Source organism: Gracilimonas sp. (genome assembly GCF_014762685.1).
GTDB lineage: Bacteria > Bacteroidota > Rhodothermia > Balneolales > Balneolaceae > Gracilimonas.
This window is the reverse complement of sequence record NZ_JABURM010000006.1, coordinates 909,557-925,261: the sequence shown is the minus strand read 5'-3', so window position 1 is coordinate 925,261 and position 15,705 is coordinate 909,557. Positions and strand designations below refer to the sequence as shown.

General features: G+C 40.2%; 14 protein-coding genes and 4 tRNA genes. 9 read left to right on the top strand and 9 right to left on the bottom strand.

Going from position 1 to position 15,705, the window contains the following annotated elements:
* Nucleotides 1-112: 112 nt before the first annotated feature.
* From HUJ22_RS13715 to queA, 8 genes are all read right to left on the bottom strand, one after another.
* A tRNA-Thr gene (locus HUJ22_RS13715) sits at nt 113-184 on the bottom strand.
* A gap of 7 nt (nt 185-191) precedes the next feature.
* Nucleotides 192-264: transfer RNA gene (locus HUJ22_RS13710), tRNA-Gly, on the bottom strand.
* Between the two features lie 7 nt (nt 265-271).
* Nucleotides 272-354: transfer RNA gene (locus tag HUJ22_RS13705), tRNA-Tyr, on the bottom strand.
* Nucleotides 355-367: 13 nt separating this feature from the next.
* Nucleotides 368-440, bottom strand: a tRNA-Thr gene (locus HUJ22_RS13700).
* A 67-nt stretch (nt 441-507) separates the two neighbouring features.
* A complete protein-coding gene (locus tag HUJ22_RS13695) occupies nt 508-1,155 on the bottom strand; it encodes a DedA family protein (RefSeq protein WP_290878265.1) in 648 nt (215 codons plus the stop codon).
* A complete protein-coding gene (gene ispF, locus HUJ22_RS13690) occupies nt 1,155-1,631 on the bottom strand; it encodes a 2-C-methyl-D-erythritol 2,4-cyclodiphosphate synthase (protein WP_366871104.1) in 477 nt (158 codons plus the stop codon). Before ispF ends, HUJ22_RS13695 begins: the two co-directional genes overlap by 1 nt.
* A gap of 5 nt (nt 1,632-1,636) precedes the next feature.
* Complete coding sequence (ispD, locus tag HUJ22_RS13685) at nt 1,637-2,329, bottom strand: 2-C-methyl-D-erythritol 4-phosphate cytidylyltransferase (protein WP_290878263.1); 693 nt, start codon at nt 2,327-2,329, stop codon at nt 1,637-1,639.
* Nucleotides 2,330-3,385: a tRNA preQ1(34) S-adenosylmethionine ribosyltransferase-isomerase QueA gene (queA, locus tag HUJ22_RS13680; RefSeq protein ID WP_290878262.1), complete on the bottom strand. Its 1,056-nt coding sequence runs from the start codon at nt 3,383-3,385 to the stop codon at nt 2,330-2,332.
* Nucleotides 3,386-3,551: 166 nt separating this feature from the next.
* On the opposite strand from queA, the gene HUJ22_RS13675 reads away from it, so the two are divergent.
* From HUJ22_RS13675 to HUJ22_RS13635, 9 genes are all read left to right on the top strand, one after another.
* Nucleotides 3,552-4,061: a hypothetical protein gene (locus tag HUJ22_RS13675; protein ID WP_290878261.1), complete on the top strand. Its 510-nt coding sequence runs from the start codon at nt 3,552-3,554 to the stop codon at nt 4,059-4,061.
* A gap of 16 nt (nt 4,062-4,077) precedes the next feature.
* Entirely contained in the window at nt 4,078-4,542 is a 465-nt protein-coding gene (locus HUJ22_RS13670) for a LytR C-terminal domain-containing protein (RefSeq protein WP_290878260.1), read from the top strand.
* An 8-nt stretch (nt 4,543-4,550) separates the two neighbouring features.
* Entirely contained in the window at nt 4,551-4,973 is a 423-nt protein-coding gene (gene rsfS, locus HUJ22_RS13665) for a ribosome silencing factor (RefSeq protein ID WP_290878259.1), read from the top strand.
* 9 nt (nt 4,974-4,982) lie between these two features.
* Nucleotides 4,983-5,966, top strand: coding sequence for a D-glycerate dehydrogenase (locus HUJ22_RS13660; protein WP_290878258.1), 984 nt, complete (start codon nt 4,983-4,985; stop codon nt 5,964-5,966).
* A gap of 46 nt (nt 5,967-6,012) precedes the next feature.
* Entirely contained in the window at nt 6,013-9,885 is a 3,873-nt protein-coding gene (locus HUJ22_RS13655; RefSeq protein WP_290878257.1) for an ATP-binding protein, read from the top strand.
* A 264-nt stretch (nt 9,886-10,149) separates the two neighbouring features.
* Entirely contained in the window at nt 10,150-11,490 is a 1,341-nt protein-coding gene (locus HUJ22_RS13650; RefSeq protein ID WP_290878256.1) for an MATE family efflux transporter, read from the top strand.
* Between the two features lie 81 nt (nt 11,491-11,571).
* Nucleotides 11,572-12,672, top strand: a complete 1,101-nt coding sequence (locus tag HUJ22_RS13645; RefSeq protein WP_290878255.1) for a type III polyketide synthase — start codon at nt 11,572-11,574, stop codon at nt 12,670-12,672.
* A gap of 13 nt (nt 12,673-12,685) precedes the next feature.
* On the top strand, nt 12,686-13,381 hold the full coding sequence (locus HUJ22_RS13640) for a methyltransferase domain-containing protein (RefSeq protein WP_290878254.1): 696 nt from the start codon (nt 12,686-12,688) through the stop codon (nt 13,379-13,381).
* Nucleotides 13,368-14,507: an NAD(P)/FAD-dependent oxidoreductase gene (locus tag HUJ22_RS13635; protein WP_290878253.1), complete on the top strand. Its 1,140-nt coding sequence runs from the start codon at nt 13,368-13,370 to the stop codon at nt 14,505-14,507. Before HUJ22_RS13640 ends, HUJ22_RS13635 begins: the two co-directional genes overlap by 14 nt.
* Here HUJ22_RS13635 and HUJ22_RS13630 read toward each other — a convergent pair.
* Nucleotides 14,504-15,613 (bottom strand): histidine kinase dimerization/phosphoacceptor domain -containing protein, encoded by a 1,110-nt coding sequence (locus tag HUJ22_RS13630; protein ID WP_290878252.1) that lies wholly within the window; start codon nt 15,611-15,613, stop codon nt 14,504-14,506. The two genes, HUJ22_RS13635 and HUJ22_RS13630, sit on opposite strands and share 4 nt — an antisense overlap.
* Nucleotides 15,614-15,705: the final 92 nt, after the last annotated feature.

Below are 15,705 nucleotides of genomic sequence, written 5' to 3'. Positions count from 1 at the left end.
CGTCCCCACGTTCACGTGTGGCTTATTCCGTTGAAAGGTCTCTTTTGCCATGATTAAGCTGTTTTATTGTAAGTGTTGTTTTAAAATTGTTATCAAAAAAAAGTTCGACCTGAGCCGATAGTCGGATTTGAACCGACGACCCCTTCCTTACCATGGAAGTGCTCTACCTCTGAGCTATATCGGCATGGTTGAGCGAGCGACCGGAATCGAACCGGCAACATTCACCTTGGAAGGGTGACGCTCTACCAATTGAGCTACGCTCGCTTACGCGTGGGGAGAGCAGGATTCGAACCTGCGAAGTCTTACGACAACAGATTTACAGTCTGCCCCAGTTGGCCGCTTTGGTATCTCCCCAGTAAGATCGCTGAGCCAGTGACCGGATTCGAACCGATGACCGACGGTTTACAAAACCGTTGCTCTACCAACTGAGCTACACTGGCTTTTCGCGAAAGACTTCAAAATTAAGTATGATAGCTTTGATTGTCAATATACTTTTGTTAAAAACTTTCACTCTTTTTCCTCTTTGGTAACGGATTTCTTATTCAAATAAAAAAAATAGGCTTTACCGGCAACGAATAGCACAATTAAGGCCAAAATAATCTTTCCATAGTTGGATAAATAGTCTCCAATGATTTGCCAGTTATCTCGAATAACCCAACCCATGCCCAATAAGAGGCTATTCCATAGAATGGAACTCACTAAAGAACTCAGGATTGTGGGTGTCACTTTCAAATGAGACATGCCAGCTGTGAGCGAGATTACCGATCTCGTTCCGGCTAAAAACCGATTGGCAATGACAACTCCCTGCCCCCATCTGCTCATCCATTTTTTACCTCTGGAAAAATATTTATAAGGAATAAAGCGGAGTATAAAATGACTTTCACGATTGCTTTCAATTTGAGCTCCCCACCGATGCCCCAACCAATACATAGTCATAAATCCAGCAACAGATGCGATGATCGTCAAGCTCCAGACCGGGAATATTTTAATAACCCCCTCTGCTGCCAAATATCCGCCAAAGGCAACCAAAACATCTCCCGGTAATGGTGGTATAAGATTTTCGATATAGGCGATTCCCAGAAAAATCAAATACACTCCGACCGGAGGCACCAAATTTATCCACTCTATAATGCTTTGTACAATTTGATCTGCCATCAGTCTCTTTGATAAATAAGAACTACCGCCTGAGCAATTATACCCTCTTCACGACCTGCAAACCCCAACTTTTCAGATGTAGTTGCCTTCACAGAAACATCATCTATTGAACACTCGAGATCTTCGGCTACATTCTTTCGAATATTACCTATAAAAGGTTGCAATTTTGGTTGCTCTGCAATCACGGTTACATCAAGGTTTCCCAATTCATAGCCTTTTTCTTTTATCAAGGCATAACTTTCCCGAAGCAACTTTCGGCTGTCTGCATTTTTAAAAGCTTCCTCTGTATCAGGGAAATGCCCCCCAATATCACCTAACGCAAGAGCACCTAATAATGCATCGGTGACAGCATGAAGGAGCACATCCGCATCAGAGTGACCAAACAGTCCTTTTTCAAATGGAATTTCGACTCCGCCGAGAATCAGTTTTCGCCCTTTTCTAAGCTGATGAACATCATACCCGTATCCGATGCGTATTCCTTTCATTGATCTGTTCCAAAAATTAATTCTGCGATCTTAAGGTCAACCGGATAGGTTATTTTAAGATTTTCCCGATCTCCTTCCACCATTTGAATTTTCCCTCCAATGCGTTCCACCAAAGAGGCGTCATCAGTTCCAATATATTCATCTTCCAAAGCTGATTGATAAGCTTTAAGCAAAAGGTCTTTTCGAAAAATTTGGGGAGTTTGGGCCTGCCAGAGGAAAGCCCTATTGGGTGTAGATGTTATCATCCGTGCATTGTCCACCTGCTTGATGGTATCTTTGGCCGGTACACCTAAAACAGCACCCCCAACTTTTTCTGCAACCTCACAACATTCAACAATCAACTCTTTTCTAATAAATGGACGAACTGCATCATGTACAGCCACCAAATGAGCCTGACCTGATACATATTCAAGTGCATTATAAATAGAGTACTGCCTTTCAGCACCACCTTTCACCACTTTAAATAAATCTGCTCCTTTAGAAAAAGAATCGGACATTGCTTCAATTTCAGGTATATACTTCTCAGAAGTCGCAATTATAACCTGAACAATACCCGGAACGTTTAAAAACCTAGATACCGTGTGATGAAGAATGGTTTTATCCCCTACCTTAATAAAAGGCTTGGGGATTTCGGAACCCATTCTCTCGCCCGACCCCGCCGCCGGTATTATGACCGACAGACCAGACATTTATATAATCAACATTGCATCACCGAAAGAGAACATTCGGTAATTTTCTTTTTTAGCTTCCTCATAAGCTTCCATCAAGAAATCATAACCTGCAAAAGCAGCAGCCAGCATCAGGCGTGTAGATTCCGGTTGATGAAAATTGGTAATCAGACCTTCGGTGATTTTAAAATCATAAGGAGGATAGATAAACTTATCTGTCCAGCCGGTGCCTGCTTTTGACATCCCACTAGCCATTACACTTGTTTCTATGGTACGTACCGCACTGGAGCCAATGGCAATAACTCTATTATTCTTCTTCTTAAGAGTCTCGTTAATCTTATCAGAGGTCTCCTTGGAAATGAAGTAATTATCAGAATCCATACGGTGCTTGGTAAGATCTTCAACCTCCACATTTCGAAAAATCCCCCATCCTATATGAAGAGTAGTAGGCAAAAACTCCACTCCCTTCTTTTTAATTTTATCAACAAGCTTTTCCGTAAAATGCATTCCAGCTGTTGGGGCGGCTACAGCTCCTCGTTCTGTAGCAAAAATAGTTTGATATCGCTCTTTGTCTTCTTCAACCGGCTCGCGCTCAACGTATGGAGGGAGTGGCATTTTGCCCAGCTCGTCCAAACGGTCATATAAATCCTGGTTAGGCCCTTCATACAGAAACCGAATCGTTCGCCCTCTGGAAGTGGTATTATCCACTACTTCCGCCATCAGCTCTTCATCTTCTTCACCAAAATACAGCTTATTGCCAATTCTAATTTTACGAGCCGGCTCCACCAATACATCCCACAACATATTTTCCGGCATAAGTTCACGAAGTAAAAATACTTCAATATCAGCCTCGGTTTTTTCCTTTTTACCATTCAGGCGAGCAGGAAAAACCTTTGTATTGTTATAGATCATCACATCATCTTCGTTGATGTATTTATGGATCTCAGAAAAAGTGGTGTGCTCAATTGTTTTTTCGGCACGATTCAGAACCATTAATTTTGCTGAATCTCTTTTTTCCAGTGGTTCTTCAGGTATATTTAAATCGTCAATTTCAAATTTAAAATCGGTGAGCTTCATTTAGCTTTCTATAGGTTTTTCGGTACAGTTAGAAAAGTTGATAAAGATATGCTTTTTTTTATGGGATTTCAATGAAAGTACCTATTGTCTGTTGTTTATTATTAAACCCCAATTCGTTATACTTAAACATATGCTCTTGCGTTAAAACAGAAATTATGTGAGCACCATGAAAAAATTATTTATTACCAGTTTTATCTTTGCGCTATTATTAAGCACTCAATTATCGGCCCAGCTACGAGAAAATCTTCCTGCATCCTATACATTTTCCGGCCCGATTATAAATACTCAAGCACCCTCAATACAGTCGTGGCTAAATGACTTTTTCCAAAATAAAGTAACTATGAGCCACTCTTATTCGATGAGTTTTGGGGCTGTGGGTGGAACTTATCAAAACGTGAATGCTTATACGAATACTTTGAATTTCATGATTACCCCGGACCTTACAGGCAGGGTAGATGTTTCTTTTCTTCATTCTCCATTCGGAGGCTCTGATTTTGTGAACAGTGATAATAATCTAAATGGAGAAATTCTTATTCGAAATGCCGAATTGAATTACAAGATCAGCGACAATGCTCACATTAGATTTCAATACCAACAATTGCCGAGCGGGTATGGGATCTTTAATCGCGGTGGCTATGGGATGTATGGCTATGACCGATTCAATCCATGGTATTAGTGTTAAAACTTAGTTGATGGCAGAAACAAACAGCAAGAGTCCTACCAGTACCAATGAACTTTTTTTAAACGCTGCAATCGGATTTCTAAGTGTACTTCTAATTGTGTTAGTGGCGGCGCTTTTCACCCGGATTATTTATCCCCGGATTTTTAACGAACGGGTAGAATTACAATCCGAACTCATCAGCCAGATTATTCAGATTGAAGTACTGAACGGATGTGGCGTAGATGGAATTGCCAATGCCTATACCGGCCTGCTGAGATCCAACGGCTTTGACGTTGTTGAAACCGGGAATTTTGAAACTTTTGACCTTCAAGAAACCATTATAATATCAAGAAGCGGTGTAATGGATAACGCCTATCGCGTAGCCAATGCATTGGGGGTTTCTGAACAAAATGTAATCAGAGAATCATCTCCTGATTTTTATCTTGATGTAAGCGTTATTATTGGCCACGATTTTGAACAACTTAATACAGATTAAATTTATTTATGACAGATATCAAACAACCGGCAAAAACACAATTTGAGCATTCTTTTTCAGATGATGCTCCTGATTCAAGAGAAATGGTAGAAATAATTACCGAAGCTTTACTCAGCCGGAAAGGAAAAGAAATTACTGTACTGGATGTTTCTGAATTGACTACGCTCACTGATTATTTTGTTGTATGCCATGGTACTTCAGATGTTCAGATAAAAGCACTTGCTGATGCCGTAGAAGAAGATCTTCAAAAAAAAATGGGTGAAAAGGCCTGGAAAAAAGAAGGCTTGCAAGGGCGCTCATGGGTAATTCTGGATTTTGTGAATATTGTAGTTCATGTAATGAGCAAAGAAAAGAGAGATTTTTACGGTATTGAACGAATGTGGAATGATGCCGATGTAACTTATATCAAAGATTCAGACGACGAAGCTTAATCATTTGTTTTGAGCACTTCTTCACCCCATATCTTAGTTACTGAGCCGATCCCACAAGCAGTTGTTTCCTATTTGCAGAACACCGGTGAAGTTACCGTAGCTCAAAAAGGTGCCTATCAATCTGAAGAGCAACTGCTACAGGATCTTCCAAAATACGACGCTCTTTTATGCATGCTCTCTACTCCGGTTACCGAAAAAGTATTAAACAAGGCCAAAAACCTGAAGATTGTCGCTAATTTTGCCGTAGGGTATGATAATATTGATGTTAAAGCAGCGAACAAACTTGGCATAAAAGTAGCCAATACTCCGAATGTACTTACTGAAGCCTGTGGAGATTATGCGATGGGATTGCTACTTGCCTTATCCCGGAAATTCAAAGAAGCTGAACAATACCTGAGAGACGGAAAATTTACCGGTTGGGAGCCGCTCGGGTTTCTGGGTATGGAATTACGGGGGCGAACTTTGGGAATCATTGGAATGGGAAGAATCGGACAAGCATTCGCCCAACGTGCACGGGCTTTTGGCATGAATATTATATATCACAACAGATCACCCATTGACCCTAAAAAGGAAAAAGCACTCGATGCTGAATATTTTAATGATCACAAAGAACTTGCCCGCCGAAGCGATGTACTTAGCCTAAACTGCCCCCTTACTGAGGAAACCCATCATTTGGTTGACAGAGAGCTCTTAAAAATAATGCCTCAGCATGCTTTACTCATAAATATTTCCCGGGGAGCTGTAATTGATGAGGCTGTTTTGGCAGAAGCTCTTCATGACGAAATTATTGGGGGTGCTGCCCTGGATGTTTTTGAAGAAGAGCCAAAAGTCCACCCAAAATTACTTAGTGCCCCGAATACATTATTGCTACCCCACATCGCTAGCGCTACACATAAAACCAGGGAAGCTATTGGTATGCTTGCTGCAGAAGCTATCACCTCGGTATTGCAAGGCAAACCAGATGATGAAATACCAAACTTGATTAGCCGCTAATTTACGCTCATATTCGTTACTAATTTAATTTTTGAGTTGCGCTATCTTGAAATCTCCTATCAAAAATAAAACTTGGGTTCTTGCCTTCCTGTTAACTCTGGTAGCACTTAGCTATGGCTTGTTTGAAATTTGGATTGAACACGGCCAACTTGATGAATCAGAACGAGCTGAACTTGCCAACGAGTCCATCAATCATGCATTGCAGCGATATTACAGATTTCAGTCTGACTTTATACATCAAAGCAATAACCTGTTTGAATATACACGTCAACAATTAGAAGATTCGGCTCCCTTAACATCCATTCTGGAAGAGGTGGAAAATGAATACGATTTTTGGGGCACATCTTTATTCAAGGATAAGGATAAAGAACTTATCCTTTGGTCAGGTTTTGGGGCTCAAAATATTTTAGGTTATTTAGGAGGGGAAAGTAAAGAAGCATTTGTTGGGATAGAACAAAGTAATAATGTTACGTTTATAAGTTACAGAGCTCCAATCAACATCCAGCGTGCAGATTCCGTCTCAAAATTCTACCTTTTTACCCGACAGCGAATACAGCAAGAAAATATTCTGCCTATAAGGGGCGCCTCAGAATTATCTCCTTCTGCTCTCTTTCAATCCAAATCTGAATACCCTGTTCGCTTTAGTTTCTTTGACGAACCTCCCCGGGATCCTCAATTCAGTACAAATTTATCTACCCAGAGCGTTGATTCCGTAGGAGTCATTTATACCTTAAATGAAGATTACGCGGTCTATCGTGCCGCAAAAGAAAATCAATTTTTTATATATCGAGCCATATTTTATGCGCTTCTCATCTCGTTAGTTGCTCTTTTTTTAATTTCGATTTCACAAGAATTAAGCACATGGAAATCTCTTCTCTTAAAACTATTTGCACTTATTTCAGCCTGGCTGTTTTTTTCAAACATTGAATACGGGATAGGGTGGATTGAGCTTTTCAATACCCTTTTGGAAAAGGATTTTTCCATAGCGATTCCATTTATTGAATACTGTATTCACTCCATTTTTATTTTACTGATTACCGTTGTTTGCTATAACCCACTTTTAAACGCGGAATTTAATTCGGATGAAAAACCAAAGTTTACTCTCTTTCTAACTTTTTTCTTTCTTGGTATTCTTAGTTCTTTTCTGCTCTACTTTTTTCTATTTGAGACCTATTCTTTGTTTGTCCAATCTTCAATTCCTGTTTTAGATTTAGAGGTATTTCCCGACTGGCAAACCTTGCTTTTTTATGTGATCTCAGGAGTTTTTGTATTGTCTGTCACTTTTCTGCTCAGCCTGCTTGGTTGGTTTCTGATGAATCTCAGTAAAAAGTCATATTTCATTCCGTTTTCGCTAATGATCACAGGCTTTGCATCAGGCATATTCCTTATTACTACATTGAATTTATATCCGGTACAATCATTATGGATTTTACTAACCACAGTGACATTTTTTGCGATTATACTAATTTGCATTGTTCAGGCTTATAAAAATAAATCTGTCTTTTCACGAGCTTCACACTTAAGGCTCTTTTTACTGTTTAGCTTCTTTGCCGTCTGCATCACGTACATTGCCATGTATAAGGGATACTCAGATAGACTTAACAATCAATTGGAAGAGGCTGCCCAGCTCTTTGTAGAAGAAGAAGCAACAGAAGCTGAACGTATCGCACGAGACTTGCTAACCAATCTTCAACAATCCATGTCAGAACTTTCTGCTTTGGATTTAATAGAAAAACCAGCTTTTGTTGAAAATATATTTACCCAACAAACTCAGCAATTAATTTCGGAGGGATGGGAAAGTTTTTCAATTTCCACACAATTGGTAAATAATGAAGGTGAAATTATAGGCGAGTACTCCTCAAATCTTGACTCTCCGGCCTGGACTCGTGCCTTTAATATGCTTTCGTTAGTGATTCCTTTTCAGGAAGAACGAATTCGAATAAACAATCTTCGGCCTGTAGTAAGAGAGCGTCCATTGAATGAAGCGAATTCTAACTATTCTTCTTTTCGGCGGGCGTGGATTCCTCTTTATGAAAATAATTCAGAAACGCGGATAGGATGGATCTTATGTTCGGTTTATCGCGAACGACCTCAATTTAACAAACCTCTTCGGGCAGTTATAGCCTCCGAGGGCCGTAAAAACTGGAATGCATCCATAAGTATTACTGAGTATATAGATGGTAGTGCGGCACGCAGAAATATTGTAGGCACTCCTCTTGATCTCCCAGGATATCTGCGATTACCGGATGAACTCACTCAAAAAATTCAGCAAGAATCTATTTATCAGCGCGTTTCCGGGCTCGCAAACCAAAGTATTCGTGAACTTTTTATTGCCACATCTGATCAACAGATTATTCGAGCTGCAACCAAACAACCGGGCCCTGACAACCACCTTTTTTCTGTTTTCAGATTCTTCTTTAGCATTTTAATAGCCGGCTTAATTATACTTGGAACCATATTTTGGGAAAGCGATCTAAAACTGCTGGGACATAACAAGAGATTCAGGGACCGACTGATCGACCGTTTTATTTTTGCTTCCCTCATTTGTTTAATGGCATTAATTGCAACCACTTATTATGCCATAAAAAACCAGAACCAAAAGAGCGTTCAGGATCAGCTATTAAATAAACTCCAAAATTTAACAGAAGCCGTATCCCTGCATGAAACACAATCGCCAAACAGTTCCCAAATCCCACTTAACGAGTTAACCTCTACTTTAGATGCAGACGCTTCGCTTTATCGAAACAAAACCGTGGATATATCTACAACCGGACAAATTTACAGTCAGCATTTATTGCCAAGACTATTGCCTTGGGATGTCTATGAATCCATCTATAACAAAGGGAATAACCAAGTCACACGAAAATTAAAACTCGGAAGTCAGGAATTACTGATCGGTTATCAGCCATGGCTGAATGAAGAGGCTGAAATTGCAGGTATCATTGCCATTCCCACTTTCTTGGAAGCGCCAAAATTCAATGAACAACTGCTTTCTACAACCAGTTATCTATTAGGTTTTTATGTGATTATTTTTGGGCTTTTCACACTTGGGGCAGCCCTTATTTCAACCCAGTTGACAGCCCCCCTTGAAGCCTTGCGTGAAGGGCTTAAAAAAATTTCCGGGGGGAATCTGGAAACCACCCTTCCTGTAAAAAGCCAGGATGAGATTGGTTCGCTGACCAATGCATACAATGTGATGGTATATCGCCTAAAGGATTTACAGAAAGATTTAGCGAAAGCTGAACGGGAAGCCGCATGGAAAGAAATGGCTCAGCAAGTTGCGCATGAGATCAAAAACCCGCTAACACCCATGAAACTGAACCTGCAACACCTGAAGCGGCAACTAAATGTATCCGATGAAGACTTCAACAAAATGAAACCTCAGATTGAAAAGATTACTGCAAACATGATTGGACAGATCGAGTCGTTAAGTAAAATTGCTTCCGACTTCTCAAAATTTGCACAACCTACTGATGAGGAATTTAAGCCTGTTGAAATAAATGGACTGCTCTCTACTGTTGCTGAACTATATGATACTGATCAAAAATTCATCATAGAAATAAATTTAAGTGAGAAAGAACTATGGGTGAACGGAGTTGAGGATGAACTGCGGAGAGTTTTGATAAACTTGGTCAAAAATGCACATGAGGCAATGCCCAATGGTGGTAAAATCATTTTAAGTTCAGCTTTAGATAAAAATAATAAATCCATCAATATCTTTATAAAAGATAACGGTGAAGGAATTCCCGAAGAAAGCAGCAATCAAATTTTTGTTCCGAACTTCTCCACTAAATCCAGTGGCACGGGATTGGGGCTTGCCATAACCAAAAAAATTGTGGAAGAACATGGTGGCAGTATCACATTTACTTCAACCCCGGGCAAAGGCACGACTTTCAGAGTTGAACTTCCCAATAAATGATTAACATTAAGGAACATCTAAACGGTTAGTTTTCAACAGAACTTTTAAGCTTGTAAAACACTTTATCTAATATGGCAAAGTCCGATTAATCAGCTCTATTTGGATGACTCCTCTATATTTTTGGTAATTAATGCTTAACACTTTAGAGATTCCTCCGTAAGTGCCTCCGTGTGAAAAAAAAGAGAGAGTTTTGACAATCACCCTGACAGCCAAACTCTATCACTTTTAATTAGTAATTGTCCGTACCTTTTTCACCCATTTACTATGAGGAATCAACAAAAAGAAATAAAAGAAGAAGGCCTGAAATTAATGGCCATTGGTAGCCCTATTATCGCGACACAGCTTATGCGTATGGGGCTTAACTTTACCGATACCGTCATGGCGGGTAATCTTTCTGCGCTCGACTTGGCCGCAGTTGCCATTGGGAATGCCATTTACATGCCCATTGGAATTTTCTGCATGGCAACCCTTATCGCCATAAATCCTATTGTCTCTCAATTTTTGGGAGCACGTAAGTTTGAAGAAATTGGTAAAAGTGCGCGTCAAATGTTTTGGCTGGTACTGATGCTCGCTATTCCTTGCTTTTTCCTGATTCGAAATCTCGATATTGTAATGAACTTAGTGGGAGTGACATCTGAAATTATTCCCATTGCGGATGGGTATTTAAAAGCCATTTCATGGGGAATCCTTCCCTTATTGGCATATGCGGGTGTCCGCTATTTCAGCGAAGGATTGTCCGTCACCAAACCAGCCATGTATATAGCTGCAGTCAGTCTGGTTCTAAATGTAGGTGCCAATTATGTTTTAATGTATGGAAAATTGGGGTTTCCTCCATTAGGAGCTATAGGAACCGGCTATGCTACTTCCATTATCAATTTATTTGGAGCAATCGTCTTTCTCTCTTTTACTTTTTCTTTCAAACCATTTAAGCGGTTTAATATTTTTGCACGAACTACCGGACCGGAATGGAAGTATATCGGTGAGTTAATCAAAGTAGGTGTTCCAAATGGAATCAGTTCGACTATGGAAGTTTTGCTTTTTGCCACCGTGAGTTTGCTCATGGGGACGTTAAGTGTGAAAGCAGCAGCAGCCCATCAAATTGCGATTAATGTGGCGGCTACCATGTTTATGATTCCTTTCGGACTTTCAATGGCCATTTCTCAACGGGTGGGTTTTTCTCTTGGGCAGGGCTCAATTGAAAAAGCACGGTTTCGCGGTTTTATAGGTATCGCAATGTGCGCAGGAATTATGACTTTCACGGCTCTATTCCTTTTCCTCGCACCAGACTTTATCATAGGCATTTATACCAATGATATAGAAGTAGCTCGTGTAGCTGTTTCCCTGATATTTATGGCAGCTATATTCCAGATTTCCGATGGCCTTCAGGTAGGGGCATTTGGGGCTTTACGAGGATTGAAAGATACCCGAATCCCCATGGTTGTAAACTTTATCTCATACTGGTTAATAGGATTTCCAATTGGATACATTCTCGGTATCTCCATGGGTTACGGCCCTGAAGGACTTTGGATTGGATTGATTTGCGGGTTAACTGTTGCGGCTGCTTTACATAATTATCGGTTTAATAAACTTACTAAAGCACGGTAGTTAAGCAACCCTGTTAAATTATGTGAATGAACTCACTCAGCAATGGGTTTGGATAACACACGTAAATTGTTATTCTACTGCATGCCTGTTTTCATTCACGACATATCTACCTCCGTTCCCCCATTCTCCAGCGACCAACAGCATATTCGAGAGGTCATGAAGAAGCATATTGGCACGGATCGAAAAACCCGGGCTCTCATTCACCGAATATACACCCAGTCCGGGATTGAAAAACGCCACTCGGTAATAGAAGATTTTGTACCTAATCAAAATGGTACATTGTTTTTTAACGGAGAAGTAAAAAGCAATCCCGGCACAGCCACTCGAAATCAGGTTTACGAAACCGAATCGAAAAAACTTTTTGTAGATGTAAGCAGGCAGCTACTTGCGGATAATCCTCACCTTTCTTCAGATGAAATTACGCATGTAATTACCGTTTCTTGTACTGGATTTTACGCTCCGGGCCCGGATTATGAAATTGTGAAAGCCCTGAAATTGAAACCCTCAACCCAGCGGTTTCATGTGGGATTCATGGGATGTTACGCCGCTTTTCCCGCTCTTAAAATGGCACAATCTTTTTGCATTGCTGACCCTGATGCCGTAGTGTTATTAGTAAGTGCTGAGTTATGTACCCTTCACTTTCAGTTTAAAAATGACATTGACAATTTACTTTCAGGGTCGGTTTTTTCTGATGGTGCAGCCGGTATAATTGTATCCTCGAAAGCCCCAAAAAAGCAAAGTTTTGAACTCACTCAATTTGCATCATCGTTAGCCCCAAACGGAGAAAAAGATATGGCTTGGACGATCGGTGATGCCGGATTTGATATGATACTTTCAACCTACGTCCCGGATATTATCCGGGATAATCTGGAGCCGGCCATTCAGCCACTTTATGATCAATATCACCTTTCGGGAAAGGACATTGATTATTGGGCTCTTCATCCCGGCGGACGGTCAATTATTGATAAAATAGAAAGTGTTTTGGAGTTAGAACATCACCAGGTTTCGGCATCCCGCGATGTGCTTGCCAAATATGGAAATATGAGTAGTGCCACCGTCTTATTTGTATTAAAACGATTAATGAACTCTAAACTTGAACACGGGCAAAATATCATGTCCATGGCGTTCGGTCCGGGGCTTACAATCGAAAGCAGTCTGATGGCAGTGCATCATCCTAAATGAATCGATCAATTCTATGTTCCGGTTTTTAACTAAAAGACAGCCTCAACTCACAGAAGAGATGGATCGTGAAGATTGCAATCAGGTATTGCTGAATAACACATACCGACAATTTTCAGTCATCAACCGGTTACTTTCCCAATGGAAGAAAGTCTATAAAAAAGAATTACGTCCGTTGATGCAAGAAGAGAAAGCATACTCATTACTGGATATTGGGTTTGGTGGCGGTGATGTAACCGTTAAATTATCTGAGTGGGCAGAGCAAGATGGCATAAATCTTAAAATTACAGCTATCGACATTGACCGCCGGGCACTTGATTATGTACAAGCTGAATATCCAGCAAAACAGATTTACTGGAAATACGCCTCATCTACAGACCTGGTAAGTGAACACAAGAAGTTCGATTTTGTTATTTCCAACCACGTTCTCCATCACCTTCATGATAATCAGGTTCCCCTCCTCCTGAATGAAGCAAAACAACTTGCCTCCCGGAAAGTCATTTTCAACGATATTGAAAGAAGTAGCATCGGCTATGTTCTTTTCAACCTATTCTCCCGGTTAATTTTCAACAACTCGTTCATTACCAAAGACGGCTTAACCTCCATAAAACGGAGCTTTACCTTTAAAGAATTGCTAGCCGTGTCACCCTCATCCTGGAAAGTAAAAAGCATGTTTCCATTTCGATTGTTACTTATTCATGACAAGTCCTGAAAATCACATACCGGTTGCAATCATAGGCGGCGGCCCGGTGGGGTTATTCCTGGCTATTTGCTTACTCAAAAAAGGAATTAACTGCAGGGTATTGGAGAAACGTAAAAATCCTATCGCTGATTCCCGCTCCCTCGGTATACATCCTGTATCTCTGGAGCTTTTCGATAAAGTGGACATTACAACATCATTTCTTGAACACGGGTTAAAAATAAGGAAAGGAATAGCCCTGACCGAAAATAAAACACTTGGTAAAATTTCATTTGAACGCTGCCCCAAACCTCATAATTATATTTTAGCCTGTCCTCAGTTCACTACAGAAAGTATTTTACGGAACGAATTAAATAAACTGGATAGCAATGTTCTTGTTACCGGGGCAGAATTTCAGCAATTCAATCAAGATCAAAACCGGGTCGAAATCAATTATACGTCAGATCATGAAAACTCTCATTTAACAGCAGACTTTATAGTGGGTTGTGATGGGAAAAACAGCCTTGTCCGCCAACAGGCTTCTATTCACTATTCCGGCAAGCATTATAATGACACCTACATTATGGGAGATTTTGAAGACACCACTGAATTTGGCCCCGATGCTGCCGTCTTTCTCCCCAAAGATGGACTTATTGAATGTTTCCCATTACCCAATGGAATGCGGAGATGGGTGGTAAAAACGGATTCATATATTTCAAACCCAACCCCTCTCTTACTCATAAAACTCGTTTTAGACCGAATTGGGTATAACCTGGCATCCGCAAAAAACACAATGCTTAGCAGTTTTGGCGTACAGCATTTTATGGCGGAAACTTTTGCCAAAAAACGAGTTTTTCTTGCCGGAGATTCTGCTCATGTAGTGAGTCCTATCGGAGGACAGGGAATGAATTTAGGCTGGCTGGATGCCTGGGAACTTTCGAAAACATTTTCCACACGCCATACCGATGTTTACAACCAAAAGCAGCAAAAGATTGCCAAAAAAGTAGCTCTGAGAGCAGAAATAAATATGATTTTAGGCCGAAAACAAGCTATTCCTTTTCTTAGAAATATTTTTATTCGGGGGATGTTGAAAAGCCCAATTCAAACAAAAGTAGCAAAAAAATTTACGATGAGAGGACTCGAAAAACAGTGGATTTAAGCCCGGAATGAAAAAATAATTGCGGTTCCAATATCAGGATTTTCATCAAAACTCAGATCAGCCTTTAATTTTTTCGATAATGCTCTCAAAATAAAATGACCATTGGGTTTCAATGATTCTTCTGAGTCACCTGTTGGCCCAATGCCAATCCCGTTATCAGTAACAATTACTGCAATCTTATTATTAGGCGTTTTTTTAAGGTTGACAACAATTTCTCCTGTATCCCGATCCACAAAAGCATGCTTATATGCGTTAATCAGCAATTCGTTAACCATTAATCCGCAAAGCATTGCCCGGTTTGCATCCAGTTCAATCGTATCAAATCTTACCTGAACATTAATGTCTTTCTCCGGTTCTTCGAAGATGCGTTCAACATTTTGAATGACAGACCTTAAATACTCTGAAAGTTCTACAGATGCCATTTGTTTTTGTTCATACAGCAAAGAATGAGCTTCTGCAACTGATTTCAATCTTGAATTAGTAGAAGCAAGCGCTCTTCGTGATTTCGGGTCTTTAAGATCACTCAAGTCAAATTCAAGCAGCGCACAAATGGTGGAAAGATTATTTTTGAGCCGATGATGAATTTCAGAAATTTCGACTTCACGATCCTCCAGCTTTCGGACCATTTCCTCATATTTCCTGGAGCGTTCAATAGCTGTAGAAACATGCAAAGCCAGTGATTCCAGTACTTGCAAATCACTATCCGTAAAGGATTTATTTTTCTTTTTATTGATCGCCTGTAACACTCCAAAAATATTTCTCTCAGTATCCCTCAAAGGCACACATATAATATTCCGGGTGATGAAATCAGTAGAAAGGTCCTTCCAAAATATATCACTCTCGGACACATCGTTAGAAATAAAGGGTTTGTTATATGACAAAACCCAACCCCCAATACCTTTATCTTTAGGGATAACCGTACCTGTAATTTCTTCTTTTACCGGTCCGGTAGGAATACTGACATTCAACTCGCCGGTTTTTTCGTCCAGCAACATCAATGAACTGGCTTCGGCATTCATGACTATTTGCGTAGCTTCCATGCATGCTTCCAGAACTTTTTTTAGCTCAAACGTTCTGTTAATACCCTCAATTACATGAAGTAACAAATCTTTCCGCCCGACACCCTCGGGGAAATGAGAGGCAATATCCTTTTTTAGATTGCTAATAACTTATACCCGTATTTATATCTTAGGGTAAT

What these genes read in the sequence shown, in the direction of transcription:
- HUJ22_RS13695 (WP_290878265.1), bottom strand. Translation starts at nt 1,155, where the DNA reads ATGGCAGATCAAATTGTACAAAGCATTATAGAGTGGATAAATTTGGTG.
- ispD (WP_290878263.1), bottom strand. Translation starts at nt 2,329, where the DNA reads ATGTCTGGTCTGTCGGTCATAATACCGGCGGCGGGGTCGGGCGAGAGA.
- queA (WP_290878262.1), bottom strand. Translation starts at nt 3,385, where the DNA reads ATGAAGCTCACCGATTTTAAATTTGAAATTGACGATTTAAATATACCT.
- HUJ22_RS13675 (WP_290878261.1), top strand. Translation starts at nt 3,552, where the DNA reads ATGAAAAAATTATTTATTACCAGTTTTATCTTTGCGCTATTATTAAGC.
- HUJ22_RS13670 (WP_290878260.1), top strand. Translation starts at nt 4,078, where the DNA reads ATGGCAGAAACAAACAGCAAGAGTCCTACCAGTACCAATGAACTTTTT.
- rsfS (WP_290878259.1), top strand. Translation starts at nt 4,551, where the DNA reads ATGACAGATATCAAACAACCGGCAAAAACACAATTTGAGCATTCTTTT.
- HUJ22_RS13650 (WP_290878256.1), top strand. Translation starts at nt 10,150, where the DNA reads ATGAGGAATCAACAAAAAGAAATAAAAGAAGAAGGCCTGAAATTAATG.
- HUJ22_RS13645 (WP_290878255.1), top strand. Translation starts at nt 11,572, where the DNA reads ATGCCTGTTTTCATTCACGACATATCTACCTCCGTTCCCCCATTCTCC.
- HUJ22_RS13640 (WP_290878254.1), top strand. Translation starts at nt 12,686, where the DNA reads ATGTTCCGGTTTTTAACTAAAAGACAGCCTCAACTCACAGAAGAGATG.
- HUJ22_RS13635 (WP_290878253.1), top strand. Translation starts at nt 13,368, where the DNA reads ATGACAAGTCCTGAAAATCACATACCGGTTGCAATCATAGGCGGCGGC.